The 25757-nt window shown below is 72.5% G+C and carries 24 protein-coding genes and 1 pseudogene; 14 read left to right on the top strand and 11 right to left on the bottom strand.

Annotated elements, in window-relative coordinates; genetic code table 11:
- Window positions 1-136: 136 nt before the first annotated feature.
- The 4 genes from ACTYVM_RS12310 to ACTYVM_RS12295 all read right to left on the bottom strand — a co-directional run bounded on the left by ACTYVM_RS12310 (window position 137) and on the right by ACTYVM_RS12295 (window position 3440).
- Window positions 137-805 (bottom strand): ABC transporter permease, encoded by a 669-nt coding sequence (locus tag ACTYVM_RS12310; protein ID WP_445525969.1) that lies wholly within the window; start codon window positions 803-805, stop codon window positions 137-139.
- On the bottom strand, window positions 802-1518 hold the full coding sequence (locus ACTYVM_RS12305) for an ABC transporter permease (RefSeq protein WP_445525968.1): 717 nt from the start codon (window positions 1516-1518) through the stop codon (window positions 802-804). The genes ACTYVM_RS12310 and ACTYVM_RS12305 overlap by 4 nt, the downstream gene beginning before the upstream one ends.
- Window positions 1515-2696, bottom strand: coding sequence for an ABC transporter ATP-binding protein (locus tag ACTYVM_RS12300; protein ID WP_445525967.1), 1182 nt, complete (start codon window positions 2694-2696; stop codon window positions 1515-1517). The genes ACTYVM_RS12305 and ACTYVM_RS12300 overlap by 4 nt, the downstream gene beginning before the upstream one ends.
- Window positions 2697-3074: 378 nt before the next feature.
- Window positions 3075-3440 carry a DUF6479 family protein gene (locus tag ACTYVM_RS12295; RefSeq protein WP_141357191.1) on the bottom strand — a complete coding sequence of 122 codons (366 nt, stop codon included), beginning with the start codon at window positions 3438-3440 and terminating at the stop codon, window positions 3075-3077.
- Between the two features lie 181 nt (window positions 3441-3621).
- On the opposite strand from ACTYVM_RS12295, the gene ACTYVM_RS12290 reads away from it, so the two are divergent.
- Window positions 3622-6360: a SpoIIE family protein phosphatase gene (locus ACTYVM_RS12290; RefSeq protein WP_445525966.1), complete on the top strand. Its 2739-nt coding sequence runs from the start codon at window positions 3622-3624 to the stop codon at window positions 6358-6360.
- Window positions 6361-6428: 68 nt separating this feature from the next.
- On the opposite strand, the gene msrB is transcribed toward ACTYVM_RS12290, so the two are convergent.
- The 4 genes from msrB to ACTYVM_RS12270 all read right to left on the bottom strand — a co-directional run bounded on the left by msrB (window position 6429) and on the right by ACTYVM_RS12270 (window position 9846).
- A complete protein-coding gene (gene msrB, locus ACTYVM_RS12285; protein WP_445525965.1) occupies window positions 6429-6836 on the bottom strand; it encodes a peptide-methionine (R)-S-oxide reductase MsrB in 408 nt (135 codons plus the stop codon).
- A gap of 14 nt (window positions 6837-6850) precedes the next feature.
- Window positions 6851-8239 (bottom strand): UDP-N-acetylmuramate--L-alanine ligase, encoded by a 1389-nt coding sequence (murC, locus tag ACTYVM_RS12280; protein WP_445525964.1) that lies wholly within the window; start codon window positions 8237-8239, stop codon window positions 6851-6853.
- Between the two features lie 72 nt (window positions 8240-8311).
- Complete coding sequence (locus ACTYVM_RS12275) at window positions 8312-8785, bottom strand: indole-3-glycerol phosphate synthase (RefSeq protein ID WP_445525963.1); 474 nt, start codon at window positions 8783-8785, stop codon at window positions 8312-8314.
- A gap of 221 nt (window positions 8786-9006) precedes the next feature.
- Window positions 9007-9846 carry a pyrimidine reductase family protein gene (locus ACTYVM_RS12270; RefSeq protein WP_445525962.1) on the bottom strand — a complete coding sequence of 280 codons (840 nt, stop codon included), beginning with the start codon at window positions 9844-9846 and terminating at the stop codon, window positions 9007-9009.
- A gap of 37 nt (window positions 9847-9883) precedes the next feature.
- On the opposite strand from ACTYVM_RS12270, the gene zapE reads away from it, so the two are divergent.
- The 6 genes from zapE to ACTYVM_RS12240 all read left to right on the top strand — a co-directional run bounded on the left by zapE (window position 9884) and on the right by ACTYVM_RS12240 (window position 16669).
- Window positions 9884-11032 carry a cell division protein ZapE gene (gene zapE, locus ACTYVM_RS12265; RefSeq protein WP_445525961.1) on the top strand — a complete coding sequence of 383 codons (1149 nt, stop codon included), beginning with the start codon at window positions 9884-9886 and terminating at the stop codon, window positions 11030-11032.
- A gap of 140 nt (window positions 11033-11172) precedes the next feature.
- On the top strand, window positions 11173-12168 hold the full coding sequence (locus ACTYVM_RS12260; protein ID WP_445525960.1) for a slipin family protein: 996 nt from the start codon (window positions 11173-11175) through the stop codon (window positions 12166-12168).
- A gap of 137 nt (window positions 12169-12305) precedes the next feature.
- Window positions 12306-13184: a polysaccharide deacetylase family protein gene (locus ACTYVM_RS12255; protein WP_445525959.1), complete on the top strand. Its 879-nt coding sequence runs from the start codon at window positions 12306-12308 to the stop codon at window positions 13182-13184.
- An 84-nt stretch (window positions 13185-13268) separates the two neighbouring features.
- Window positions 13269-14018 carry a peptidyl-tRNA hydrolase gene (locus tag ACTYVM_RS12250; RefSeq protein ID WP_445526065.1) on the top strand — a complete coding sequence of 250 codons (750 nt, stop codon included), beginning with the start codon at window positions 13269-13271 and terminating at the stop codon, window positions 14016-14018.
- A 295-nt stretch (window positions 14019-14313) separates the two neighbouring features.
- On the top strand, window positions 14314-15696 hold the full coding sequence (locus ACTYVM_RS12245) for an MbnB/TglH/ChrH family RiPP precursor modification enzyme (protein WP_445525958.1): 1383 nt from the start codon (window positions 14314-14316) through the stop codon (window positions 15694-15696).
- Between the two features lie 118 nt (window positions 15697-15814).
- Complete coding sequence (locus ACTYVM_RS12240; protein WP_445525957.1) at window positions 15815-16669, top strand: TIGR04222 domain-containing membrane protein; 855 nt, start codon at window positions 15815-15817, stop codon at window positions 16667-16669.
- 161 nt (window positions 16670-16830) lie between these two features.
- Here the strand turns inward: ACTYVM_RS12240 and hemQ are convergent, their stop codons facing one another.
- On the bottom strand, window positions 16831-17562 hold the full coding sequence (gene hemQ / locus ACTYVM_RS12235; protein WP_445525956.1) for a hydrogen peroxide-dependent heme synthase: 732 nt from the start codon (window positions 17560-17562) through the stop codon (window positions 16831-16833).
- A 4-nt stretch (window positions 17563-17566) separates the two neighbouring features.
- Complete coding sequence (gene hemG, locus ACTYVM_RS12230; RefSeq protein ID WP_445525955.1) at window positions 17567-19021, bottom strand: protoporphyrinogen oxidase; 1455 nt, start codon at window positions 19019-19021, stop codon at window positions 17567-17569.
- A gap of 160 nt (window positions 19022-19181) precedes the next feature.
- Here hemG and ACTYVM_RS12225 point away from each other — a divergent pair, with 160 nt between their 5' ends.
- From ACTYVM_RS12225 to ACTYVM_RS12210, 4 genes are all read left to right on the top strand, one after another.
- Entirely contained in the window at window positions 19182-20240 is a 1059-nt protein-coding gene (locus tag ACTYVM_RS12225; RefSeq protein WP_445525954.1) for a DUF4349 domain-containing protein, read from the top strand.
- 40 nt (window positions 20241-20280) lie between these two features.
- Window positions 20281-21705, top strand: a complete 1425-nt coding sequence (locus ACTYVM_RS12220; RefSeq protein WP_445525953.1) for an FAD-dependent oxidoreductase — start codon at window positions 20281-20283, stop codon at window positions 21703-21705.
- A 150-nt stretch (window positions 21706-21855) separates the two neighbouring features.
- A complete protein-coding gene (locus ACTYVM_RS12215) occupies window positions 21856-22674 on the top strand; it encodes a rhomboid family intramembrane serine protease (protein ID WP_445525952.1) in 819 nt (272 codons plus the stop codon).
- A gap of 425 nt (window positions 22675-23099) precedes the next feature.
- Window positions 23100-23387 (top strand): helix-turn-helix domain-containing protein, encoded by a 288-nt coding sequence (locus ACTYVM_RS12210; RefSeq protein ID WP_445525951.1) that lies wholly within the window; start codon window positions 23100-23102, stop codon window positions 23385-23387.
- Between the two features lie 152 nt (window positions 23388-23539).
- Here ACTYVM_RS12210 and ACTYVM_RS12205 read toward each other — a convergent pair whose 3' ends face one another.
- Complete coding sequence (locus tag ACTYVM_RS12205; RefSeq protein WP_445526064.1) at window positions 23540-23758, bottom strand: ribosomal protein L7/L12; 219 nt, start codon at window positions 23756-23758, stop codon at window positions 23540-23542.
- Between the two features lie 493 nt (window positions 23759-24251).
- On the opposite strand from ACTYVM_RS12205, the pseudogene ACTYVM_RS12200 reads away from it, so the two are divergent.
- The 3 genes and pseudogenes from ACTYVM_RS12200 to ACTYVM_RS12190 all read left to right on the top strand — a co-directional run.
- A pseudogene (locus ACTYVM_RS12200) lies at window positions 24252-24449 on the top strand (IS256 family transposase); the annotation flags it as partial.
- Between the two features lie 23 nt (window positions 24450-24472).
- Window positions 24473-24811 carry a hypothetical protein gene (locus ACTYVM_RS12195; protein WP_445525950.1) on the top strand — a complete coding sequence of 113 codons (339 nt, stop codon included), beginning with the start codon at window positions 24473-24475 and terminating at the stop codon, window positions 24809-24811.
- A 116-nt stretch (window positions 24812-24927) separates the two neighbouring features.
- Window positions 24928-25737, top strand: coding sequence for a transposase family protein (locus tag ACTYVM_RS12190; protein ID WP_445524258.1), 810 nt, complete (start codon window positions 24928-24930; stop codon window positions 25735-25737).
- The last annotated feature ends 20 nt before the right edge of the window (window positions 25738-25757 follow it).

Genomic DNA, 25757 nt, shown 5'->3' with positions numbered 1-25757 from the left:
GGTTTGATCCAATCCAGCCGCTTCTTCGTCAGTCAAGAGGGACCGGGTCACCGATCGGCCTCGATGCGTGTCGGGCGGTGACGGCGGGGCACCTCCGGGGCGGCCGGAACCCGGGGTGCCGCTCCGTCTTCCGCGGTCAGCCGCCACGGCGCACCCCGGGCGAGACCGCCAGTCGCGCGACCGCCCAGAACACCGCGAGCGTCGCCAGCGCCAGCACGGCGACCAGGGCGGCCCCGCCCGCGACCTTCTCGTAGTCGTGCTGGTAGAGGCCGTCCACGATGTACCGGCCGAGGCCGCCGAGGGTGACGTACGCGGCGATGGTGGCCGTGGAGACGATCTGGATGGCCGCCGAACGCAGTCCGCTGAGGATCAGCGGGAGCGCGACGGGCAGCTCGACCTGGAACAGGACGCGCGACTCGGCCATGCCCATGCCGCGGGCGGCGTCCACCGGCGAGGGATCGACGGAGCGCATCGCCTCGTAGGTCGTGATCAGGATCGGCGGGACGGCGAGGACGACCAGCGGGATCATCACGGGGATCTTGCCGAAGCCGAGCAGGATCACCATCAGCACCAGCAGGCCGAAGCTGGGCAGTGCCCGCCCGGCGGTGGCGATCAGGGCGAGGGCGTTGCCGCCGCGCCCGTAGTGCCCGGTGACCAGGCCGACCGGCAGCCCGATGAGGGCGGCCAGGCCCAGGGCCGTCAGGGAGTACTGGACGTGTTCCACGAGGCGGGTGGGGATGCCGTCGTAGCCCTTCCAGTGAGCGGCGTCGCCGAAGAAGGCGTTGACGAAGTGGAGTACGTTCACCGGGCTGCGTCCTCCAGTGCGGGCGTGGCCGGCTCGGGCCGCGCCTCGGCGTCCGACGGGGTGCGGTGGCGGGTGCCGCGCGGCATCCAGGGGGTCAGCAGCAGGCGTACGAGGACGAGCAGGGAGTCGACGACGACCGCGAGGGCCGCCGTGGTGAGGACGGAGTTCCAGGCGAGTTCGGGCCGGTCGTAGATCTGCGCGTCATGGAGCAGATTGCCGAGGGCGCCCTGGTTGCCGATCAGCATCCCGACGCTGACGAGGGAGATGCTGGAGACGGCGGCCACCCGCAGCCCCGCGATGATCGCGGGCACCGCGATCGGCAACTGCACCTGGAGATACCGGCGTACGGGTCCCAGACCCATGGCGGTGGCCGCGGCCAGTGTCTCCGGCGGCACCGAGCGGACGCCGTCGACGATCGCCGGGACGAGCACGACGAGGCTGTAGACGGCGAGCGGGATCATGACGGTCAGCTCGGTCTGGCCGGTGTAGTCGATGAGGACGACGAAGAACGCCAGCGACGGGATCGCGTACAGCACGGTCGTCAGGCCCAGCACGGGCGGGTACAGCCACCGGAACCGCACGCACAGCTGGGCCACGGGCAGTGCGGCGAGGAGGCCGGCCAGGACCGGCAGCAGGGCCTCGCGCAGGTGCAGTCCGATCAGGCCGAACCAGCTGTGCTGGAGGTCGCTCGGAATGTCGAAGAATCGGTTCATCCGGCGACACCGGCCTCGGCGCCGGTCTCTGCTCCGGCGTCGGCGGCCCCCGCGCCGGCCTCCGGCCCGGTGCCCCCCTCGGCGTGGGCGCTGCGGATCGCTTCGCCGATGGTCTGCTGGGAGACGACGCCGACCGCGCGTCCGGTGCCGTCCACGGCGACCGCCCAGCCGGTCGGCGAGAGCACGGCGCAGTCGAGGGCGGCGCGCAGCGAGTCGGTGCCGTACGCGAAGGGCCGCCCGTGGGACAGGAGCCGTGCGGCGTCGACGGGGCCGTCGGCCAGGGCGTCCGGCTCGCTCCAGCCGAGGGGCCTGCCGTCCGGGTCGGTGACGAGGAGGTAGGGCATCTCGGGGGTGACGCGGGCGGCGATCTGCTCGGCGGTGGAGTCGGCGGGGACGATCGGGGTCTTCGTCAGCTCCAGTCCCCCGGAGGCGAAGAAGGACAGCCGGCGGATGCCGCGGTCGATGCCGAGGAAGTCCTCGACGAAGTCGTCCGCGGGAGCGGAGAGCAGTTCGGCGGGCGGGGCGTACTGGGCGAGCCGGCCGCCGGTGCGCAGGACCGCGACCATCGTGCCGATCTTCACGGCCTCGTCGATGTCGTGCGTGACGAAGACGATGGTCTTGCCCAGCTCCTCCTGGATGCGGAGCAGTTCGTCCTGGAGGCCCTTGCGCACCACCGGGTCGACCGCGGAGAACGGCTCGTCCATCAGCAGCACCGGCGGGTCGGCGGCGAGCGCCCGCGCCACACCGACGCGTTGCTGCTGGCCGCCGGAGAGCTGGTACGGGTACCGCTTGGCGAGCGAGGTGTCGAGACCGACCCGCTCCATCAACTCCGCCGCCCGCGCGCGGGCCTTCTGTCTGCTCCAGCCGAGCAGGCGGGGCACGGTCGCGATGTTGTCGACGATGGTGCGGTGCTGGAAGAGCCCCGCGTTCTGGATGACGTACCCCATCGACCGGCGCAGGGTGTTGACGGGCTGCTCCTGGATGTCGACGCCGTCGAGGAGGATGGTGCCCCCGGTCGGCTCCACCATCCGGTTGATCATGCGCAGCGTGGTGGTCTTGCCACATCCCGACGGTCCGACGAGGACGGTGATCGAGCGGTCCGGTATGTCGAGGGAGAGCCGGTCGACCGCCAGGGTGCCGTCCGGATACCGCTTGGTGACTGAATCTATCCGTATCAAAACGCCGAATACCCTTCGGGTCTGGCAGGAGCTGTCCGCTCTCGGCCGCGGTCGCGCGGGCCGTTGCGAGGAGAGTCCGAGCGCCTTGTGCCGTGCGACGTCCGCACGCGACACCCCCCGTCCCCCGTTGACCGCTCTGTGCGCAAGCTGTGAGTCCCCGGCGCGCGGGCCCGCCCGACCGGACGGTCCCAGGCCCCGTGGCGCCTTTCGACAGCCACGCCTACCCAGCATCGCGCCGGCGACACCGGCCGGTCGACGCGATCCGCGCCACCCCGCGCCGCACCGCGCCGCCGGCCCGCCCCGGCGCCCCCGCCCCGGCATGCCGCGGGGGCGGGCCCCTTGAGGCCCGTCCCCTGGACGGGTGCGGCCATGGCCGGGTCAGGTCCGGCCGGGGCCGCCGCCGCCGAAGGAACCGCTGCTGCCCGGGTGCCAGCGCCGTCGGTGCTGGTCCTGGCTGCGGCGGGTTCCGGTGGCGTGCAGCTCATACGGCATGAGCCGCTCCCCGTCGTCCGGGTGGAGCTCGTCCAGCTCCCGCATCTCCCTGATCTCGTGGACGGCGCCGGTGACCGGCAGGTGCGGCTGCTCCGCCTCGGTCGGCCGGTCCGGCTCGCGGCGCATCACCCCGATGCCCATGCCGACGGCCCACACCAGGGCGATCACGATGACGAGTCCACCGATGAAGGCGCCGAAGGTGGCCCACACATTGGGTGCCACGGCCAGCACGGCGTAGGAGGCTATGTCCATGTCTTCCACCCGCCTCACCAAGGAAAGCGAAGAGTGCCGGTGGCGCCGCTGACGCCACCTGTGTCCCACATTGTCCCACTGTGAGAGTGCCCCGCAAAGCGCCCGCGACCCCCCGGGACGGTAGCCGGCCCGGTAGCCGCCGGTGACTTGGCCGTGGCCGCCGGTGCTGGAAAATGAGCATATGGCCGGATCTCCGCGCAGGCCCACGAGGCGGCGGCGCCCGGTGCCGGGCGCGCGCAGCTTCGCCGCGCAGGCGTTCGTCCTCCAGATGGTGATCCTGCTGGTGCTCATCGTCGCCGCGGGTGTCGTCCTGGTGCTCCAGACCCGGAGCACCAGCCTGGCGGACGCCCGGCACCGCACACGCTCCGTGGCCGACGCCTTCGCCAGCGCCCCGGGGACGGCGGCGGCCCTGGACAGCCACAATCCGACGGCGATCCTCCAGCCACGCGCCGAGGAGGCCAGGAAGCGGACGGGAGTGGCCTTCGTCGTCGTGTACCGGCCGGACGGCATCCGGCTCACGCATCCCGACCCCGCCCTGATCGGCAAACACGTCATCGGTCCGTACCGGCAGGCGGCGAAGGGCAGGCCCTTCACGAAGGTCATCACCGCGAGCCGCGGCCCCGCGGTCGACTCGGTCGTCCCCGTCTTCCGGCCGGACGGCTCGGTCGCCGGCGTCGTGGACGTCGCGATCACGCTCGAGACGGTGAACACGACGGTCTGGCACCAGCTGCCGTTCCTGCTCGGGGGTGTCGGGGGAGCCCTCGTCCTGGCCACCTGCGGATCGGTGTGGGCGAGCAGGCGGCTGCGGCGGCAGACCCACGGCCTGGGCCACGTCGAGCTGACGCGGATGTACGAGCACCACGACGCCGTCCTCCACAGCGTGCGCGAGGGCGTCCTCGTCCGGTCGGGCGAGGGCCGGCTGCTCCTGGCCAACGACGAGGCGCGGCGGCTGCTGGACCTGCCGGCGGACGCGGAGGGACGCCCGATCACGGAGCTCGGCCTCGAGCCGCGGGTGGCCGAGCTGCTGTCCTCCGGCCGGGTGGCCAACGACGAGGTGCTCCTCGCCGGAGACCGGCTGCTGGTCGCCAACACCCGCCTCACGGACCGCCGGGGAGGACCGGCCGGCAGCGTGACGACACTGCGGGACACCACGGAACTGCGCGCCCTCTCGGGCCGGGCCGAGGAGGCCCGGGAGCGGCTGAGGCTGCTGTACGACGCCGGTGTGCGGGTCGGCACCACCCTGGACGTCGTACGGACCGCCGAGGAACTTGCGGAGGTCGTCGTCCCCCGGTTCGCCGACCTGGTCACCGTCGAGCTGCTGGAGCCGGTGCTGCGCGGCGACGAGCCGAAGGACACGGCGGACCTGCGCCGCGCCGCCCTCCTCGGCGACGGCCCGGACCCGCCGGTCTTCCCCGTGGGCGAGCGGGTCGTCTGGCTGCCCGGCACCCCCATGGCGGCGGCGCTGGAGAGCGGTCGCGCGGTGCTGGAGGCCGATCTGGGCAACGCCCACGCATGGCGGGTCCAGAGCCCGGAGACGGCCACACGGATCCTCGGCCACGGGATCAGCTCGCTCCTCGCCGTGCCGATGCGGGCGCGGGGCGTGATGCTGGGACTGGCCGACTTCTGGCGGAGCGAACGGCGCGGCCCCTTCGATGACGACGACCTCTCCCTCGCCGAGGAACTGGTCGCGCGGGCGGCCGTGTCCGTCGACAACGCCCGCCGCTACACCCACGCCCGCGGCGTGGCCGTGGCCCTGCAACGGAGCCTGCTGCCGCGCGGGCGGCCCGAGCAGAACGCGCTGGAGGTGGCCCACCGCTACCTGCCCGCGCAGGCCGGTGTGAGCGGGGACTGGTTCGACGTGATCCCGCTGCCGGGCGCCCGCGTGGCCCTCGTCGTCGGCGACGTCGTCGGGCACGGACTGCACGCCGCCGCCACCATGGGCCGGCTGCGCACCGCCGTCCTCAACTTCTCGGCCCTCGACCTGCCGCCCGACGAGATCCTGGCCCACCTCGACGAACTGGTCAGCCGGATCGACCAGGACCGGGCACCCGAGCCCGGGGCCGAGGCCGACGCGGTCACCGGTGCCACCTGCCTGTACGCGATCTACGACCCCGTCGCCGGACGCTGCACCGTGGCGACGGCGGGTCACCCCGGGCCCGCGCTGGTACCTCCCGACGGCACGGTCCACTTCCCCGAGCTGCCCGCCTCCCCACCCCTCGGCCTGGCGGCGGGCCTGCCCGTCGAGACCGCCGAGCTGGACCTGGCGCAGGGGTCGCTCCTGGTCCTGTACACCGACGGGCTGCTGAAGGACCGGGGCGGCCGGGACGTCGGCACCGCCCTCTCCCTGCTGCGCGACACCCTGGCCGGCCGGCCCGACCGGAGTCCGGAGGACACCTGCCGGGCGGTGATCGACGCCGTCCTGCCGCCGCGCCCCGTCGACGACGTCGCGCTGCTGGTGGCCCGCACCCGGCTGCTGGACCCGGCGGACGTCGTGGAGTGGGACGTGCCCCGCGACTCCTCGTCCGTCGCCCCGGTGCGCGCGGCGTGCGCCCGGCAGCTGGAGGTGTGGGGGCTGGAGGAGGTGGGCTTCGAGACCGAGCTGATGCTCAGCGAACTGGTCACCAACGCGATCCGCTACGGCAGCGAGCCGATCCGGGTGCGGCTGCTGCGCGACCGCACCCTCGTCTGCGAGGTCTCCGACGGCAGCAGCACCTCACCGCACCTGCGCCGGGCGGCCGTGACGGACGAGGGCGGACGCGGCCTGTTCCTCGTCGCCCAGCTGGCCCGGCGGTGGGGGACGAGGTACACCCCCCACGGCAAGGTCATCTGGACCGAACAGCCCCTGCACGGCGGAGCGGCACAGGCCGACGCGCAACTGGGCGACCTGCTGCTCGACCAGTGGGACGACGAGACCCCGTGACGGGTGCGCCGCCCGCACTCCGGGACGGAGTTCGCGTCTCCCGGCGCCCCCCGAAAGACGCCGCCGCCTCAGTCCTCGTCGGGGGCCAGCCGCAGGGAGATCGAGTTGATGCAGTACCGCTGGTCGGTCGGGGTCGGGTACCCCTCGCCCTCGAAGACGTGCCCGAGGTGCGACCCGCAGCGAGCACACCGCACCTCGGTGCGCACCATCCCGTGGGAGCGGTCCTCCACAAGTTCCACGGCGTCGGTGTCCTTCGGGTCGTAGAAGGACGGCCAGCCGCAGTGGGACTCGAACTTGGTGCCGGAGGTGAACAGTTCGGCGCCGCAGGCGCGGCAGGAGTAGACGCCCTTGGTCTTCGTGTCGGTGTACTCACCGACGAAGGCGGGCTCCGTGCCGGCCTTGCGCAGCACGGTGTACTCGGCCGGGCTCAGTTCGGCCCGCCACTGCTCGTCCGGCTTCTCGACGTCGTACGGCATGGGTCTCGCGCCCCTCACTTCGGCAGACGGTCCAGGATGCGCGGTCCGAGGTCGGTGACGTCGCCCGCGCCCATGGTGAGAACGAGATCGCCGGCCTTCGCCATTCCCGCCACCACGTCGGGCACCTCGGCCTTGTCGTGGACGGCCGTCACGTCGGCGTCCGCCGCCCGCGCGGCGTCGACGATCAGCTCGCTGGTGACGCCGGGGAGCGGGTCCTCGCGGGCCGGGTAGATGTCCAGGACGACGGAGGCGTCCGCGAGGGCCAGCGCCTGGCCCATCTCCTTGCCCAGCTCCTGGGTGCGGGAGAACAGGTGGGGCTGGAAGACGACCAGGATCCGGCCGTCGCCCGCGGCCGAGCGCATCGCCTCCAGGTCGGCGGTCATCTCGGTCGGGTGGTGTGCGTAGGAGTCGACGACCTGGACGCCGCCGGCCTCGCCCTTGAGTTGCAGGCGCCGCTTGACACCGGTGTACGCGGCCAGCGCGGGGGCGAGTTCGGCGGGCGGGACGCCCAGGGCCGCGCCCGCGGCCAGCGCGGCGACCGCGTTGTGCGCGTAGTGGCGGCCGGGCACGGAGACGGCGAAGGTGAACTCGGTGCCGTCCAGCAGGACGGTGACCTCGCTCCTGAGGCCCTGCGGCACGACCGACAGGATCCGTACGTCGGCGTCCTCGGCCTCGCCGTACGTCACCGTCCGCACCGCACCGGCCACGCGCCGGGTCAGCTCCCGGGCGCCCGGGTGGTCGGCGGCGACCACCAGGGTGCCGCCGGGCACGATCCGGTCCACGAAGGTCTCGAAGGACTGGTAGATCTCGTCCATCGAGGCGTAGTTGGCGTGGTGGTCGAGTTCGACGTTGAGGACGATGGCGACCTCGGGCGCGTACTTGTGGAAGCTGCGGTCCGACTCGTCCGCCTCGGCGACGAAGATCTCGCCGTCGCCGTGGAGCGCGTTGGAGCCGGGGGCGTCCAGGTCGCCGCCGATGGCGTACGACGGCCGCAGGCCCAGCTCGCCGAGGGACACGGCCAGCATCGAGGTGGTCGTCGTCTTGCCGTGGGTGCCGGCGACCGCGATCGGACGCAGGCCCGCCATCAGGGCGGCCAGCGCGTCGGAGCGGTGGACGACCGGGATGCCCAGCTCGGCCGCGCGGACGAGCTCCGGGTTGTCCGCGCGGATCGCCGAGGAGACGACGACGCAGCTGGCGTCGTCGGCGAGGTGCTCGGCCGCGTGCCCGACGTGCACGGTGGCGCCCAGCGCGCGCAGCGCCTCGACGGTCGCCGACTCCTTGGCGTCGCTGCCGGCCACCTTGGCCCCGCGCTGCGCGAGGATCTTCGCGATGCCCGACATTCCGGCGCCGCCGATGCCGATGAAGTGCGGTCGGTCCATGGCGGTAGGAAGGCCGGGTGCCATGCGCTGTTCTCCCCAGGTGGTGCGGCTGCGGTACGACGATGCGGCGCCCCCGTGCGGAGGCGCCGCCCCAGCCTATGCCTTGCTGTGGGAGAAGAGCTTCAGGACCGGTACACCGACCTTGTGGCGGGCCCGGGAGGCCCAGTCGCGGTGGAAGAACTCCTCCACGTAGTGCGGGTCGGTCAGGACGATCACCTCGTCGGCACCGACCTCGGCGACCAGGCTCTTCAGGGAGTCCAGCGGATGGTCCTCGACGAGTCGGCCCTCGGCCCGGCTGCCCGCCGAGCGCAGCGCGATGAGGGACACCTCCAGGGCCTGCGCCCCGGCGCCCTGCGCGTCCGCGCCCTCCGGCGTCTCGCCCTCGCGCGCCGCCTCGTCCAGTTCGCCGAGCGCGATGTCGTCGATGGCCCGCAGCAACCGGTCCGCCTGGTCGCCGCGCGGCTGGAGCAGTACGTGGAAGAAGACCGGCTCCTCGCCGTGCAAGGTGGTGACGAACTCCACGTCGGCGGACGTCAGGGCCTTCTCGATCATCAAAACGCTTGTGAACACCAGGCGCCCTTTCTCCTCCGGGGGTCCCTGGACCCTCCGTCTCCGCCACGGGCCGAAGCAGCCCCTGCGGAAACCATCCTGCCCCGTGACCGCACGGGTATCGCGGGATTTCGCTCACCCACCGCGCACGGACCGGAACAATTGATTCCGCTCATGTGACTCCGCTCATGATTCCGCGCACCCGGGGCGCGGGCCCCGGCAGGCGGGTGGTGGGGCTCCGGTCAGGGGCGGCGGTACCTGCTGAAGAGGAAGCCGTCGTCCTCCAGCAGGGACTCCAGCGTGAAGCGCCGGGGGACCGCGACGGAGGGGCCGCCGGCGATGCGCTGGGCGTCGCCCGCGGTGAGCATCGGGGAGACCGTCAGGCACATCTCGTCCAGGGCGCCGGACGCCACCATCTGACCGAGCAGGCGGGGGCCGCCCTCGGTGAGCAGGCGGGTGTGGCCGAGCCCGGCCAGGGCCCTCACGGCGCGGGCGGGGTCCACACCGACGCCGTCTCCGGCGACCACCACACGGGCGCCCGCCTTCTCCGCCGCCGCCGTCCGCTCCGGGGCGGCCGCCGCGCCCGTGAGGATCAGCGTGGGCACCAGCGGCGAGGTGAACAGGGGCAGCGAGAAGTCCAGCTCCAGGCTCGCCGTGACGACCGCGATCGCCGGTGCCGGCCCCTGCCCGGCCGCCTCCCGCAGCGCCGCGAACTCCGCCCGGGCCCGGGCCGGGCGGTACCCCTCCTGGCGTACCGTCTCCGCGCCGACCACCACCACGTCGGCGAGCGCCCGCAGGGTGCCGAAGATCCGCATGTCGGCGGCGCTGGAGATGGGCTGCGAACGGCCCTCGTGCTGGGCGGCCCCGTCCAGGGTGGCGACCATGTTGGCGCGCAGCCACGGCTCCCCCGCCGCCCGGGGCTCGGGGTAGGCGTAGGCGGCGGCCAGCTCGGCGAAGGTCCACTCCCGGTCCACCGGAGCGCCGGGCACGCTCGTACCACCGGCCCCGTGCGCCCCGGCCTCGTGTGTCCCTTCCGGGGGATGGGCTGCTGTTTCGTCGGTCACAGGGAACAGGCGTCGCATGACGTGCAGTGTTCCATGCCGCTTACCATGGGGAACCGTGTCGTCCTCCCCAGCCGCCTCCGGGCTCAGCTCCCTGACCGCCGCGGCCCCGCTGTCCCTGTGCACGCGCGAGCCGCACGTCCCCGCTGACCGGCTGGTCGCCGAGATGGTGCCGCCGCCGCGCTTCGACGCGGTGCGCTTCGCGACGTACATCCCGGACCCGAAGCAGCCCAGCCAGACCGAGGCCGTCGAGGTCCTGGACGACTTCGCCGCCGGACTCGGCGGGGCGCACGCGACCGGCTCGGGCCGGCGCGGCCTGTTCGGCTTCGGCAGGAGCAAGGACAAGGGCAGGGCGAAGGACAAGGCGAAGGGCAAGGCGAAGGGCAAGGCCGCGGGTGCCGGGCCCCGGGGTGTCTACCTCGACGGTGGTTACGGCGTCGGCAAGACCCACCTGCTGGCCTCCGTGTGGCACGCCGCCCCGGCCGAGCCCGCGCTCAAGGCGTTCGGCACCTTCGTCGAGCTGACCAACCTCGTGGGCGCCCTCGGCTTCCAGCAGACCGTCGAGACCCTCTCCGGCCACCGCCTGCTGTGCATCGACGAGTTCGAACTGGACGACCCGGGCGACACCGTGCTCGTGTCCAGCCTGCTCGGCAGGCTGGTCGACGCGGGCGTCGCGCTCGCCGCCACCTCCAACACGCTGCCGGGCAAGCTCGGCGAGGACCGCTTCGCCGCCGTGGACTTCCTGCGTGAGATCCAGGGCCTGTCCGCGCACTTCCGGACGCTGCGCATCGACGGCGAGGACTACCGCCACCGCGGCCTGCCCGAGGCGCCGGCGCCGTACTCCGACGAGCAGGTGACGAAGGCGGCGTACGCCACCGGGAACGCCTCGCTCGACGACTTCCCGCATCTGCTGGAGCACCTGGCCAAGGTGCACCCCAGCCGTTACGGCGCCCTGACCGACGATCTGGCGGCCGTGTGCCTCACCGACGTGCGCCCGGTGCCGGACCAGTCGACGGCACTGCGGCTCGTGGTGCTCGCGGACCGGCTCTACGACCGCGAGGTGCCCGTGCTGGCCTCCGGGCTGCCCTTCGACCGGCTGTTCAGCGAGGAGATGCTGAACGGCGGCTACCGCAAGAAGTACTTCCGCGCGATATCCCGCCTCACCGCCCTCGCCCGGGACGCCAGGGGACTCGTCGAGACGCACTGACCGCGGAGCGGAGGCGGGCGCCGGCGGCGACGCGGTGCGAGCGCGGGCCGTCCGGCGGCTCGACCGTGCGCTCGGAGCGGGCATATCGTTGAATCGAGTGCGTAGCACGTATACCGGCGACCGGTCGAGGAGTCCTCGTCATGGTGCAGGAAGTGGTGACCGCGGTGATCACCGCGGGCTGCGTGGGGTTCGTGTACCTCACGGCGGCGATGCGGGTGGTCAAGCAGTACGAGCGCGGGGTGGTCTTCCGCCTCGGGCGGCAGACCGGTGAGCCGCGCGAGCCGGGGCTGGCCGTGATCGTCCCGTTCGTGGACCGGCTCTACAAGGTCAACATGCAAATCGTCACGCTGCCGATCCCGGCCCAGGAGGGCATCACCCGGGACAACGTGACGGTGCGCGTGGACGCGGTCGTCTACTTCAAGGTGATCGACGCCGCCAGCGCGCTCATCCGGGTGGAGGACTACAAGTTCGCGGTCTCGCAGATGGCGCAGACGTCCCTGCGCTCGATCATCGGCAAGAGCGACCTGGACGACCTGCTGTCCAACCGCGAGAAGCTCAACCAGGGTCTTGAGCTGATGATCGACAGTCCGGCCGTCGGGTGGGGCGTGCAGATCGACCGCGTGGAGATCAAGGACGTCTCGCTGCCGGACACGATGAAGCGGTCCATGGCCCGGCAGGCGGAGGCCGACCGGGACCGGCGGGCCCGCATCATCAACGCGGACGCGGAGTTCCAGGCGTCCAAGAAGCTGGCCGAGGCCGCCCAGCAGATGGCGGACACGCCCGCGGCGCTGCAACTGCGCCTGCTCCAGACGGTGACGGCGGTCGCCGCCGAGAAGAACTCCACCCTGGTCCTGCCCTTCCCGGTCGAGCTGCTGCGGTTCCTGGAGAAGGCCCAGCGGGAGCCGGAGCCGCACGGGAGCCTGGACCGGAGGGTGGCGCCGACGGCCCCCAGCACACCCGAACGGCTGCTCGAAGGTGAGCGGACATCCGAGGACGACCGGACATCCGAGGGTGTGCGGGCCCCCGTGGATCCCGGCGGCGCCGTCACCGAGGCGGCCCCGATCACCCCCGTCCGAAGCAGCGCCGACGCGGTCACCCCCGACACCGACGGCAGCGCGGCCCGCACCAGGACCTAGTGCCTGTCGCGGCACTAGCCCGCACCACAGGCCCTACAGCCGGGAACGGAGAGCACGCGGCCACCGGGCGGGTGATCGCACGGCCGTGCCGCCGTTCCCGCGATCAGGGAAGGCCGGGGAAGACATATCTTCGTCCGGTGATCCCACTTGTACGACGTGTACGACGCATCGCCGCTGTCTGCGCGCTGGGCGCCGCCCTGGCCGCCTGCGGCGGCACCGGGGCGTCCCGCGCCGGGCTGACGGCACCCTCCCCGTCCGCGTCGGCCTCCCCCTCCCCTGCGGCCGAACCCTCGCCCTCCCGGCCGCCGGCCCTCACCCCGGGACCCGGCGGGCTGACCCCCGTCTTCAGCCACGGCCCCCGGACGAAGGGGAAGACGGTCGCCCTCACCTTCGACGCCGACATGACCGCCGACCAGGGACCGCGTGCGGCGGCGGGCGAGCACTTCGACAACCCGCAGCTCATCGCCACCCTGCGCGCCCTGAAGGTGCCGGCCACGGTGTTCATGACGGGGCGCTGGGCCGAGCAGTACCCGGACCAGGCCCGCTCCATCGGCAGCGACCCCCTCTTCGAACTCGCCAACCACTCCTACAGCCACTACGCGTTCACCGCGAACTGCTACGGCCTGCCCACGGTGCCCGCCGACCGGATGCGGTCGGACGTGGAGGGCGCGTACGAGGCGTTCCGCAAGGCGGGCGTGCCGCACCCGATGCCGTACTTCCGCTTCCCCGGCGGCTGCTACGACCGGCAGTCCCTGCGGGCGCTGAGCGGTCTCGGCGTCACCGTGGTGCAGTGGGACGTGGTCAGCGGGGACGCCTTCGCGACGGACGCGGACGCCGTGGTCCGGCAGGTCCTGGACGGGGTCAGGCCGGGCTCGGTCGTGGTCATGCACTGCACCCGCAGCGCCGCCCCCACCACCGACCGCGTGGTGCGCGCGGTCGTGCCGGAGCTGCGCAAGAGGGGCTACCGCCTGGTCAAGGTCTCCGACCTGATCGGCGCCGCGACCGACCGCGCCTGACGGACCGGTCGGGGGTCGGGGGACGGCGGGCGGGGGTCGCCCGCTGGTCGGAGGCGTCCGGTCGCCGATCGCCCGGCTGGCAGACTGGTGGCCGTGAGCACCGACGAGAGCACCACGGCCACCGTCCCGCAGGACAGCCCGTTCCGGTCCGAGCCCGGCGCACGCGACCAGGCGCGGCAGTTCGTGCTGCCGCTGGTGGCGCGGATCGAGCGGGCCGCTCCCCCGGCCCGTGCGGACGCCCTGGAGACCGCGGCCCGGGCCGTCCTGGTGCTGCTCGCCGACGAGCGCTCGTCCGGTGACGGGGAGTGGGCGCGGGCCGTACGGGACTGGCAGGACGCCCGGATCCGCAAGGTGGTGCGGCGGGCGCGCGGCGCGGAGTGGCGGCGGGCCGAGGCCCTGCCCGGCATCACCGTGACCGGCGGGACCGCGCAGGTGCGGGTCTTCCCGCCCGTACCGCTGGACGGCTGGCCCAAGGACCTGGCGAGGCTCCAGGTCTCCGGCACCGAACTCGACGACCCGGAGCCGCCCGCCGCGCCGGACCCGGCCGTCCCGGTGCTGTGGATGAGCCCGCTGCTGGACATGTCCGCGGGCAAGGCGATGGCCCAGGCGGGTCACGGCGCCCAGCTCGCCTGGTGGGAGCTGGACGAGGAGCAGCGCACGGCCTGGCGGGACGCGGGCTTCCCGCTCGCCGTCCGCACCGCCGGTCACGCCCACTGGCGGGACCTCACCTCCGGCGGACTGCCGGTGGTACGCGACGCCGGCTTCACGGAGATCGCCCCCGGCTCCTGCACGGTCGTCGCCGAACACCCCGCCCTGCGCCGAGGCCGGATCTAGCTTGATCTTCAACCTGGGGCCCGACGGGTCCTGGTTCGGGCCCAAGGCCCTGTCGTCAAACCCCCGCCTGCCCCGCGACGCCATGCACGCTCCCCCAAGCTCTTCGAGCAGGGGGGACCCCCAGAACACGCACCTGACCCCGCAAGGCCCGCCCTCCGGGCGGACGACGGGAGTTTGACGACAGGCCCTAGCTCAAATGTTGCTCTGAAGGTGCGGGCGGCGGGGTTCGGGGCCCGGCGGCCGGGCCATACCCCCGTCACGTTCACCGGTGGAGGCAAGAGGGGGCGGGGGCACGATGGAGCGGCTCGGGACGGGGATCGGGTGGCGGCCGGAGATCGCGGACGCCGTGGAGGAGATGCCGGGCGTCGACTGGGTCGAGGTCGTCGCCGAGAACGTGTGCCCCGCCCATCTCCCCGAGTCGCTGCTGCGCCTGCGCCGCCGCGGGGTGACCGTGGTGCCGCACGGGGTCTCGCTCGGCCTCGGCGGGGCCGAGCCGCCGGACGAGGACCGGCTGACCGCCCTCGCCGAGCGGGCGCGGGCGCTCGGCTCGCCGCTGGTGACCGAGCACATCGCGTTCGTCCGTGGGGGCGGCGCGCTGACCGCCTCCCCGCGGCTGGAGGCCGGGCACCTGCTGCCCGTGCCGCGCACCCGCGACGCCCTCGACGTGCTGTGCGAGAACGTCCGTATCGCGCAGGAGGCCCTGCCCGTGCCGCTCGCCGTGGAGAACATCGCCGCGCTGCTGGCCTGGCCGGACGAAGAGCTGACGGAGGGCCAGTTCCTCTACGAGCTGGCCGACCGCACGGGGGTGCGGCTGCTGATCGACGTGGCCAATCTGCACACCAACCACATCAACCGGGGCGAGGATCCGGCCCGGGCGCTGGCCGAACTCCCCGTCGAGGCCCTCGCGTACGTCCATGTGGCGGGCGGCTTCGCACGTGACGGCGTCTGGCACGACAGCCACGCCCACCCGGTGCCGCGCCCGGTCCTCGACATCCTGACCGACCTCGCCTCACGCGTCGCCCCGCCGGGGGTCCTGCTGGAGCGCGACGAGAACTTCCCCGCACCGGACGAACTGGAGCGGGAGTTGACGGCCATCGGGACCGCGGTGGAGTCGGGGCGTACGGCGGCCTCGCGGGTGGCGGCCCGGCGGGCGGCCGACTCCGCCCCCACACCCGCACCGGCACGCGGCGCCGGTCCCGCCGCCGCATCCGACACCGGCGACCGCGGTGCGCACGGACCGGACCGGCGGACGGGCGGCATGGAGTCCGCGCGGCAGCGGGTCGCCCTCGCGCAGACCGCGCTGCTGTCGGCGCTCGTCGCCGGGACGCCCGTGCCGGAGGGGTTCGACCGGGTGCGCATCGGCGTGCAGGCACGGTCGCTGACCGCGAAGCGGGCGGACGTCGTGGCCAAGGTGGCGCCCGAACTGCCCGTGCTGCTCGGGGAGGAGTACCGGACCGCTTTCCTCGCGTACGCGCAGAGGCACCCGATGACCGGGGGATACCGGCAGGACGCGCTGGAGTTCGCGGAGTCCCTGCTGCTCGCCGATCGGCCCCGGGACGCGGCGGTCCGGCGGGAGGTGCGGGAGTGGTGGCTTGACCGCTCGGGACCGGCGCCGCGGTCGCGCCGCCCGGCGGCACGGGTGGCCCGCGCGGCGCAGAGGGTCCTACTGCGCCGCTGAGAACCGGCCCTGACGCCGTGACCGCGGGAAACAAACGGAACGTCACATACCGGCAACACTCTGTCCGGATGACGGACAAGGCATGGCCTTTCCCAGGCCTCTGGCATAGAAACGCGTCATGTTCTGGGTCCTTCTCCTGCTTCTGGCCTGGGCCTTCGCGGGCACGGCGTGCACTCGGCTGTGCCTGGCCTCGGTACGCGCCGCGGCAGTCGACGTGGACGCGGGCCAGGAGCGCGATCTGACGCTCTACGAGGCGGCGTTCCTGTCGGGCGGACCCGCACGGGTCGCCGATCTGACCCTGGTCTCCATGGCACGCCAGCGCCGGCTGCTGCTCGCGCACACCGGCTGGGCGACGGTCGTCGATCCGCGCGGGCGGGACGAGATGGAGCGCTCCGTCATAGGGGCGATCGGCCCGGAGGGACAGTCACGGATCGCGCCGGTGCGCACGGCCGCGGCCACCGCGGACGCGGTGCGCGGCCTCGCCGACCGGCTCGTCAGCGCCGGTCTCGCCGTGCCGGACGGGGACGGGTCCACGATCGCGGCCGGGGTCCGCCGGGTGCGGGCGGCCACGCTGGCCGTCCTCGCCCTGGGTACGACCGCGCTGCTGCTGCCCGGCCCGACCGGGATGCCCCGCGAGCTGATCGCCCTCTGGTTCGCGCTGCCGCTCACTCTCACCCTGAGCTGCCTGGCCATCGCCCGCTTCGAGGTCCATCCGTACTCGCGCTGGGCCTCCCCCGCCGGACAGCGCCTGCTCGGCGCGCTGACCCGGCGCGTGAACGGCACCGGTGACGAGCGCACGTACCTGGCGTCCGTGGCCGTCCGCGGCATCAGCGCCGTCGGCGAGCCGAACCTGCGCGCGGCCTTCGCCCACCGGGACCGGCCCTCGCGCGACCAGCCCTCGCCCGACCACTCCCCGTCCGACCGCTCCTCGCGTGGCCGGCGCCCCCGTCGCCGGGCCTTCCGGGACCGGTAGCCCACCGCGGCGTCAGCCTCGCGCCCTGGGTGAGCGCCCCCTGGACGTGCGCCCCGCGCGCAAAGCCGCGGGCCGGCCGGCCCGGCCTTCCAGAGGCTGCGCGCACACCGACTGCGCGAGGCCCTGAAGGGCGCGACCGGCCGGCCCGCGGCCACCGCTGATCAGGCCAGACCCGCCACCAGCTCGGCGATGTCCTTGCGACGCCCGGTGAAGAACGGGATCTCCTCGCGCACGTGCCGGCGCGCCTCGGAGCCGCGCAGGTGGCGCATGAGGTCGACGATGCGGTGCAGCTCGTCGGCCTCGAAGGCGAGGATCCACTCGTAGTCGCCGAGGGAGAAGGACGCGACCGTGTTGGCCCGCACGTCCGGGAAGCCGCGGGCCATCTTGCCGTGGTCGGCGAGCATGCGGCGGCGGTCCTCGTCGGGCAGCAGGTACCAGTCGTAGGAGCGCACGAACGGGTAGACGCTGACGTAGTCGCGCGGCGTCTCGTCGGCGAGGAACGCCGGGATGTGCGAGCGGTTGAACTCGGCGGGGCGGTGCAGCGCCATGTTCGACCACACCGGCTCCAGCGCGCGGCCGAGCTTCGTGCGGCGGAAGAGGTTGTACGCGTCCTGGAGCTGGTCGCTGGTCTCGGCGTGCCACCAGATCATGAGGTCGGCGTCGGCACGCAGGCCCGAGAGGTCGTACGTGCCGCGGATGGTCACGTCCTTGGCGGCGAGCTGGTCGAACAGTTCCTGGACCTCGTCCGCGTAGCCGGTGCGGTCCTCGGGAAGCAGGTCCTTCAGCTTGAAGACGGACCACAGCGTGTAGCGGATGACCTCGTTGAGGTCCTTGGCCAGCTTGCCCTTGTTCGGGATCCTGCCGGACTCGGTGGTAGGGGCGTCGTCACTCATGATGCTATTCTCCCGCTCCCCCGTGCAGACTCTGCACCGGGTCCGCGGTGAGCTCCCGCACGGCCCGCAGGTCGCCCTCCAGCTGGTCCACGGCCGCGTACGCGCTCGCGACGCACGCCGGGATGCCCACCCCGTCGTACACCGCGCCGCACACCGCCAGAGAGGGCAGCTTGCCGACGTGCTCGCGGATGCGGGCCACGCGCGCGTGGTGGCCGACGGGGTACTGCGGCAGGCCGTCGGTCCAGCGGGTGACGCGGGTCTGAAGAGGCTCGGCGTCCAGGCCGGTCGCCTCGCGCAGGTCGTGCCGGGAGACCTCGACGAGGTCGGCGTCCTCGCGCTGGAGGATCTCCGTCTCGCCGTACCGCCCCACGGAGGTGCGCACCACCAGCACGTCCGGGTCCTCCTCGGCGATCCAGCCCCACTTGTGGGAGGCGAACGTGGACGCCTTGATGGTGCGGCCGTCGACGGGGGGCACCAGGAAGCCGCTGCCCTCGGGCAGGGTGGCGTCGGCGCGGCGGTAGGCCAGGCTGATCAGGGCCATCGAGGCGTACTCGACGGCCCGCAGCTCGGCGGCGGCCTCCGGGGACTCGGCGCGCAGCAGCCCGGCGGCGACAGGCGCGGGCACGGCGAGGACCACCGCGTCGGCGTGCAGTACGCGGTCACCGGCGGCCACCCGCCAGGACGTACGGTCCTGCCTGCGCAGCTCCGTCACCGGTGTGCCGGTCAGGATCTCGCCGCCGCGGGCCCGCACCGACTCCGCGACCGCGAGCGGCAGCCGGCCCACACCGCCCTCGATGCCCATGAACACCGGCCCGGTCTGCTGCGCGGCGGCCACCGCGGCCTGGATCTCGCGGACCCCTTCGAGCAGCGAGTCGTGGGTCTGCGCGGCCCGGAAGAGCTGGGGGACGGCCGAGCGCATCGAGATGCGGTAGGCGTCACCGGCGTAGACCCCGCCGAGCAGGGGCTCGACCAGGCGGTCGACGACCTCGCGGCCCAGCCGGGCCGCCACGTACTCGCCGACCGCCACGTCGTCGCCGACCTCCGTGCGGGGCAGCTCGGCGTCGCGCCCGATGCGGGCGAGGCCCTCCTCGGACAGCACGCCGGCCAGCGCGGAGGCGGCGCCGGGGACACCCATGACGTGACCCTTCGGCATGGGGCGCAGGGCACCGCGGGTCCAGATCGAGGCGCTCGCCGTGGCGGGCGGCTGGAGGTGGTCGGCGAGCCCCGTCTCGCGCGCGAGGGTCACGGCCTCGGGCCGGCGGGCCAGCATCGACTCGGCACCCAGGTCGACGCGGACGCCCGCGATCTCGCCCGGCAGCAGCTTGCCGCCGACCCGTTCCGCCGCCTCCAGCACGGTCACCCGTGCCCCGCGCTGCAACAACCGGTGTGCGGCGGCGAGCCCCGCGATCCCGGCCCCGATGACGACGACATGGCCCGTGCCCTTACCCGTTGCGCTCATATGGCCACTCTCTCAGACCGCTCCGGCACTCCCGCCGCGCCCCGGTGTCCGGCCCGAGTCGTGAACGTGACCGCATCGGAACCGTTCGCGGCCAACGTCTCGTGCGGCCCGGGAGTCGAAGAAGCGTCAGTGGTCACGAGGACCCTCGGGGGTATGCCACATGCGCACACGACGTTCCGTCCCGCCCGCTTCCGCGCTGGCCGGGCTGCTGCTCGCCGCCGGGCTGCTGCTCGCCGCCGCCCTGTCGCTCACCGGGTGCGGCGCGGGCGACAGCGGCGGCTCCGCGGCCAAGTCCGCCGCGGACGCGGCCGGCAGCGAGAGCCGGGGAAACGCGGCCGGCAGCGAGAACCAGAGGGACGCGCCGGGCAGCGGCGGCGACCGGGCCTCCGAGGCGAGGACCACCGCGCCGCCCCGGGCCGCCGTGAGCCACATCATCCGCACCGCCTCGCTCACCGTGGAGGTCAAGGACGTGTCGAAGGCCCTCGACACCGCCCGCACCACCACCGAGAACGCCGGGGGCTACGTCGGCGACGAGAACACCAGCCTCGACGCGGAGGGCCACGAGCGCACCCGTGTGGTGCTGCGCGTGCCCGCCGAGAAGTACGACGAGGTCCTCGGCGACCTGCAGGGCACCGGCAAACTGATCGAGCGCACGGCGAAGGCGCAGGACGTCACCGACCAGGTCGTCGACGTGGACAGCCGCATCACGTCGCAGCGCGCGAGTGTGGCGCGGGTGCGCGAGCTGATGGACCAGGCGACCCAGCTGAGCGACGTGGTCAGCCTGGAGGGCGAGCTGAGCCGCCGCGAGTCCGATCTGGAGGCACTGCTGGCCCAGCAGGCGTCGCTGAAGGACCGCACGAGCCTGGCGACCATCACCCTGTCGCTGTCCCGGACGCCGCCCAAGGCGCCCGCTCCCGAGGAGGACCGGCCCGGGTTCGTGGACGCGCTGGCGGGCGGCTGGCACGTGTTCGTCACCGTGCTCCGCTGGATCGCCCTGGCCGTCGGGGCGCTGCTTCCGTTCGCCGTGGCGGCGGCTCTCGTCGCGGCGCTGTGGCTGCGGGTCGTACGGCCCCGGCTGCCGCGGCGGCCCGCCGACGACACGCCCGCCATGACCGCGCTGGGCGCGCTGCCCGGCTCCCGGCGGGCGCCGGCGCCCCCGGCCGGGGAGCCCATGCCCCCGGCCGCGGAACCCGACGGCGAGGCGGACTCCCGGGACTGAGACCGCGATTCTCCCCGTATTCCGCCCGTAGCGTGTGCGCATGGACGTGAGCGCGACACGGGGTGAGGCAGCACGGGGTGGCCTGGGTACGAAGGAACGCCTTGTCGTGGTCGGCGGCGACGCCGCGGGAATGTCCGCGGCGTCGCAGGCACGCCGGCTGCGCGGGCCGGACGAGCTGGAGATCGTGGCGTTCGAACGCGGCCACTTCACCTCGTTCTCGGCGTGCGGCATCCCCTACTGGGTGGGCGGCGACGTCGACGAGCGGGACCTGCTGATCGCGCGCACGCCGGAGGAGCACCGCGCGCGGGGCATCGACCTGCGGATGCGCACCGAGGTGACGGAGATCGACGTGGCCGCCGGGCGCGTGCGCGCGCGGGAGGTCGACTCCGGCGCGGAGACCTGGACGTCGTACGACAAACTCGTGATCGCGACGGGGGCCCGCCCGGTCCGGCCCGACATGCCCGGCGCCGACGCGCCCGGCGTGCACGGGGTGCAGACCCTCGACGACGGCCAGGCCCTGCTGGACAGCCTCGCACGCGCGCGTGGCCGCCGGGCGGTGGTGATCGGCGCGGGGTACATCGGGGTGGAGATGGCCGAGGCGCTCATCAGGCGCGGCTACGAGGTGACGGTCGTCGACCGCGGCCGGGAGCCGATGTCCACGCTCGACCCCGACATGGGCCGCCTGGTGCACCGGGCCATGTCGGGCCTGGGCATCACCATGGTCGGCGACGCCGAGGTGACCGCGGTGCTCACCGGTGATGACGGGCGGGTCAGGGCGGTGGTCACCGCGGACGCCGAGTACCCGGCGGACGTGGTCGTGCTGGGCATCGGGGTGCACCCGGAGACCGCGCTCGCGCGGGCGGCCGGACTCCCGCTCGGCGCGCACGGCGGCCTGCTCACCGACCGGGCGATGCGGGTGCGCGGCCACGAGAACATCTGGGCCGGCGGCGACTGCGTGGAGGTCCTGGACCTGGTCTCCGGACAGGAGCGCCACGTCCCGCTGGGCACCCACGCCAACAAGCACGGCCAGATCATCGGCACCAACGCGGGCGGCGGCTACGCCACCTTCCCGGGCGTGGTCGGCGCCGCGGTGAGCAAGGTGTGCGACCTGGAGATCGCGCGCACCGGGCTGCGCGAGAAGGACGCCCGCCGGGCGGGCCTGAGGTTCGAGACGGTCACCGTCGAGTCGACCAGCCGTGCCGGCTACTACCCGGGCGCCGCCCCGATGACCGTCAAGATGATCGCCGAACACCGTACCGGCCGCCTGCTGGGCGTGCAGATCGTCGGCCGTGAGGGCGCGGGGAAGCGGGTCGACGTCGCCGCGGTCGCCCTCACGGCCGGTCTGACGGTGGAGCAGATGACGGCCCTGGACCTGGGCTACGCGCCGCCGTTCTCCCCGGTGTGGGATCCGGTGCTCGTGGCGGCCCGTAAGGCCGCGGCGAAGGTCCGCGACAGCACGCCCTGACCCCGCGCCGCCGACGCCGTCGCGGCGCCTGCTCCGCACGTCGTCCCCGCGGCCCGCCTTCCCCGGGCCGCGGGTGCTCGAGTGGACGTACGTACACGCGGACGGCGGCGTTCACCGATTCGGCGAGCGCATCGCGGGCAGTACTTCTCCGTGGTCATTCCCGTCCATGATGTGAACCCGACGCGGCACACCCCGTGGGTGACCTACGCGCTGATCGCCGCGAACGTCGTCGTGTTCCTGCTCACGCCCGGCATCGCCGGATCCGTCACGGGCAGCGGCACGCTGGCGCAGCTGTGCCATCTGCAGGCCTTCACGGAGCAGTTCGCGCTGGTGCCCAGAGAGCTGATCCACCACCAGTTGCCGTCGCTGGTCCCGACGGGCGCCGTCGGGGTGGGCGTGCACGGCCCGGGCTGCGTGGTGGGGCCGCCCACCTACGACAAGTCGCCCGTGCTGTCGGTCCTCACGGCGATGTTCGTGCACGGCAGCTGGCTGCACCTGCTGGGCAACATGCTGTTCCTGCTCATCTTCGGCAACAACATCGAGGACCGCATGGGCCATGTGCGGTACCTGCTGTTCTACCTGGTCTGCGGGTACGCGGCCGCATACGGATTTGCTCTCACGAATCCCACCTCCACCACTCCCCTGATCGGCGCCTCGGGAGCCATCGCCGGCGTCCTCGGCGCCTACCTGCTGCTCTACCCGAGGGCACGGGTCTGGATCCTCGTCCCCTTCCTCCTCTTCCTGCCGCTGCGGCTGCCGGCCTGGGTGGTGCTGGGCTCCTGGTTCGTGCTCCAGGCGTTCTACTCCTCCGGCCAGGCCGTCGCCGAGGCGGGCAGCGTGGCGTACCTGGCCCACGTGGTCGGCTTCATCGTCGGCATGATCCTCGCCTGGCCCCTCAAACCGGGCACGCCCCCACCACCCGAACCGCCCCGCATCCTCTACGGCCGGCAGACACGGCGGGCCTGGTAGAGCCACACACTAGGGGCCAGGCAGCACAAGGAAACCCGGAACGGCTTTACACAAGGGACGTTTGCATTCCCGAACCAGCCGTCGATTGTTGAAGAATTCAACCACCTGTATGTTTTGCCGAATTTTTGAGCCTCTAGCAGGACTCACGCTGACCCATTGCTGACTTTCCTGACTCCCTGTCAGGCAAGAAGCACCCTCACGAGGGTCACACCGAGCCCATCCATCACGGTTCGGAGTGAAGGCCCCCAGGGGCTCACAGCCGAGTCTGACAGGCCCCCGAACACCCCACGTCGGAGGTGCCACATCACGAGGCGGCGCGAAACATAGCCGGAGTTCGCCGGTTAGCCAAACCGGCGATACTCCGCATCATTCTCCTATCCCGATCAAGCCGGTCGTCCGCCTTGACGAATAGCCCTCGGGCCCCGATGAGTACCTCACCGAACGGAGAAGAGATGCCGATGCACACGGGACGAAACCGCTCCGAGAAGACCCCTCGGCCACATTCCGCTGGGGGCAGCAGCTCCACTGTGGAGCCCATACTCATGGACACTTCCGAGCTCGCAGCCATGATCAACATGTCCGAGAGCTGGGTATACAGAGAAGTCCGAAAGCTGGGACTCAAGGGCTACAAGCTTGGTCGGGGCAGAAATGCGAAGGTCCAGTACAAGAGGTCCGATGTCTTCCGATGGCTGGAGCAGCAAAAGCTGCACTGACGCACTGGCAGCCACAGGCAAGCGATGCCGGTAGCTTGGGCAACAGTCCTCTCGGGCCGTCACCAGGTTCGATCACGATCCGGTTGTGTACTGTGGACGGTCCCGCAATTCGACTCTGTCGGGGATCTTGTGGCAGTCAGGGTGCCGAAACCCTAAGGATTCGCTTCGGTATGAGCGCTGGCGCCGGCTTCGCGGAATTCGGCCACCATGGCGGTGGCGACTTCTTCCGGCACGTTCTCGAGGATGCTCGTCGGCAGTTCACTGATGAGGGACTTGCAGTGCCACAAACTCAGCCCGGTCCGCCTGTGAATTAGCTTCACGATATCGACAGGCCGGCGGCCAGGGTCAGTCAGAACTAATTGACACAACACCACTTAGCCGCAGCACGACTGCGCGTCGCGGAGCAGGCATCACGGCTGCATCGCCAGGGCCTTCGCCGCTTCCATGGCCTTCGCCCTGATTTCGGGGGCTCGGCACTCCCTGTCCCCGCCCCGAGAGGCGGGCCTCTAACGATGCCGCAGGCTTCGCGTGATGCTACGGACCGCTGCTTTGCTCCCCCTTGCAGGGCGTTCGACACTGGGCTTCGACGCCGGGTGTTTCCCCCCGACACCGCCAGTCTGCTACCGGGCCTCCTGGCAGCTACCCGGACCGGACCTCCACCGGCAGGCGACAGCGAGCCTACGACCGAAGATCACCTACGTCATCAAGACCTCCAGTCTGCTGGGCGCGCGAAAGCCCGAGGCCAGATCCGATGCCGGAGCGTCAGGACGACGAGCGCGCAGGAGGGCAGGTAGGCCAGCCGCCGCGCCACGATGGCCATCGGGCGCGACTGAGTGAACTGGTAGACGTACATGCTGGGTACGCTCCACCGTCCGGCTGCGGACCAAGGTCACCCGCGGCGCCGGCTCCCGCACCGCGGCCCTGACCATGTTCTTCAAACTCGTCGAGTCCGCCCAGCAACGGTGGCGGGCCGTGAATGCGCCCCACCTCGTCGCCCTCGTCCGCTCCGGAGCCCGCTTCGAACGCGGCCACCTCGTCGAACGCTCGGCGCGGGCGGCATGACTCGGAAAGGAAGGGTGTCCGCGATGGCATCACACAGCCGACAGGTCCTGCTCGACCTAGTCTGGTGGAAGGGCCGGATTGAGGACCTGGTCGCAGCGGCCCGCATGATCCCGGAGGGTGAGTTTCCCGTAGTGGTGCTGGACCGCGCGGGTGCCCAGGCCGCTCTGCGCAAGGTGCTCGACGGGGAAGCACTTCCCGGCGACCTGACTGCGTGGACCGAGGAACTGCACATGCGCGAGGACGTCGACATCGAGCCGGGACATGAAGACCTGCTGACCCAGTTCCTGTTCGAGATGTCGACACCCGAGCTCTTCGAGCCAATGACGTTTTCTCAGCGAAATGATCTACGCGAAGCGTCATGAACCACTCGATACGTGAGCAGGCCGGACGAGCTGGGCCCGGCCGTGGACAGACGTAAAGCCCCTGGTAGGACAGGTCTCACCACAAGATCATGTCCGTAACCACCAGAGGCTTCACGTTGGTCACCTATGTTGCCACGCTCGATGTCCCGCGCCACGTCGTGGACCACCTCTCGCGTCTGCTCGCTGCCCACCGCCGCCGAATCGGCACCCCGCGCGGCAGCCGCGCGCTCGGCTCGTTCCGCCAGGCCGTGCTGGTCCTGCGCTGGTTCCGCGAACGCGGCTGCGTCCACTGCCTGGCCCGCGACGCTGGCATCTCCCAGGCCACCGGCTACCGCTACCTGCACGAAGGCATCGACGTCCTCGCCGCCCAGGCCCCCGACCTGCACGAGGTCCTGGACCGCTGCCAACAAGAGGGCATGACCCACGTGATCCTCGACGGCACGCTCATCGAAACGGACCGCCTCGCCGGCGTCCGCGACAACGGCAACGACCTGTGGTTCAGCCAGAAGCACAGGGCATTCGGCGGGAACGTACAGTTCCTGTCCGCCCCGGACGGCGCCCCGTTGTGGGTCTCCGAGGTGGAGCCCGGCTCCACCCCCGATATCACCGCCGCCCGCATCCACGCGCTCCCCGCGCTGTACAAGGCGGCGGCCGACGGCCTGCCCACCCTGGCCGACAAGGGCTACATCGGCGCCGGCATCGGCATCCTCGTCCCCGTCCGCCGCCCGAAGGGCCGGTCCGAACGGGCCCTGGACGCCGATACGCGCACCACGAACAGCCTGATCAGAGGCGTCCGAGCTCTCGGTGAACGTGCCGCAGCCGAACTCAAGCAGCGCTGGCGCACCCTGCAGTACATCACCCTCAGCCCCAGCCGGATCGGCGACATCGCCCGCGCCGCCCTCACCCTCAACAGAATCTGGAAATGACCACCGCTGAGAAAACGTCA

The sequence above is a fragment of the Streptomyces cyslabdanicus genome, from assembly GCF_052663305.1.
Note: the sequence above shows the minus strand (reverse complement) of the source record. Positions and strands in the feature narration are given on the sequence as shown.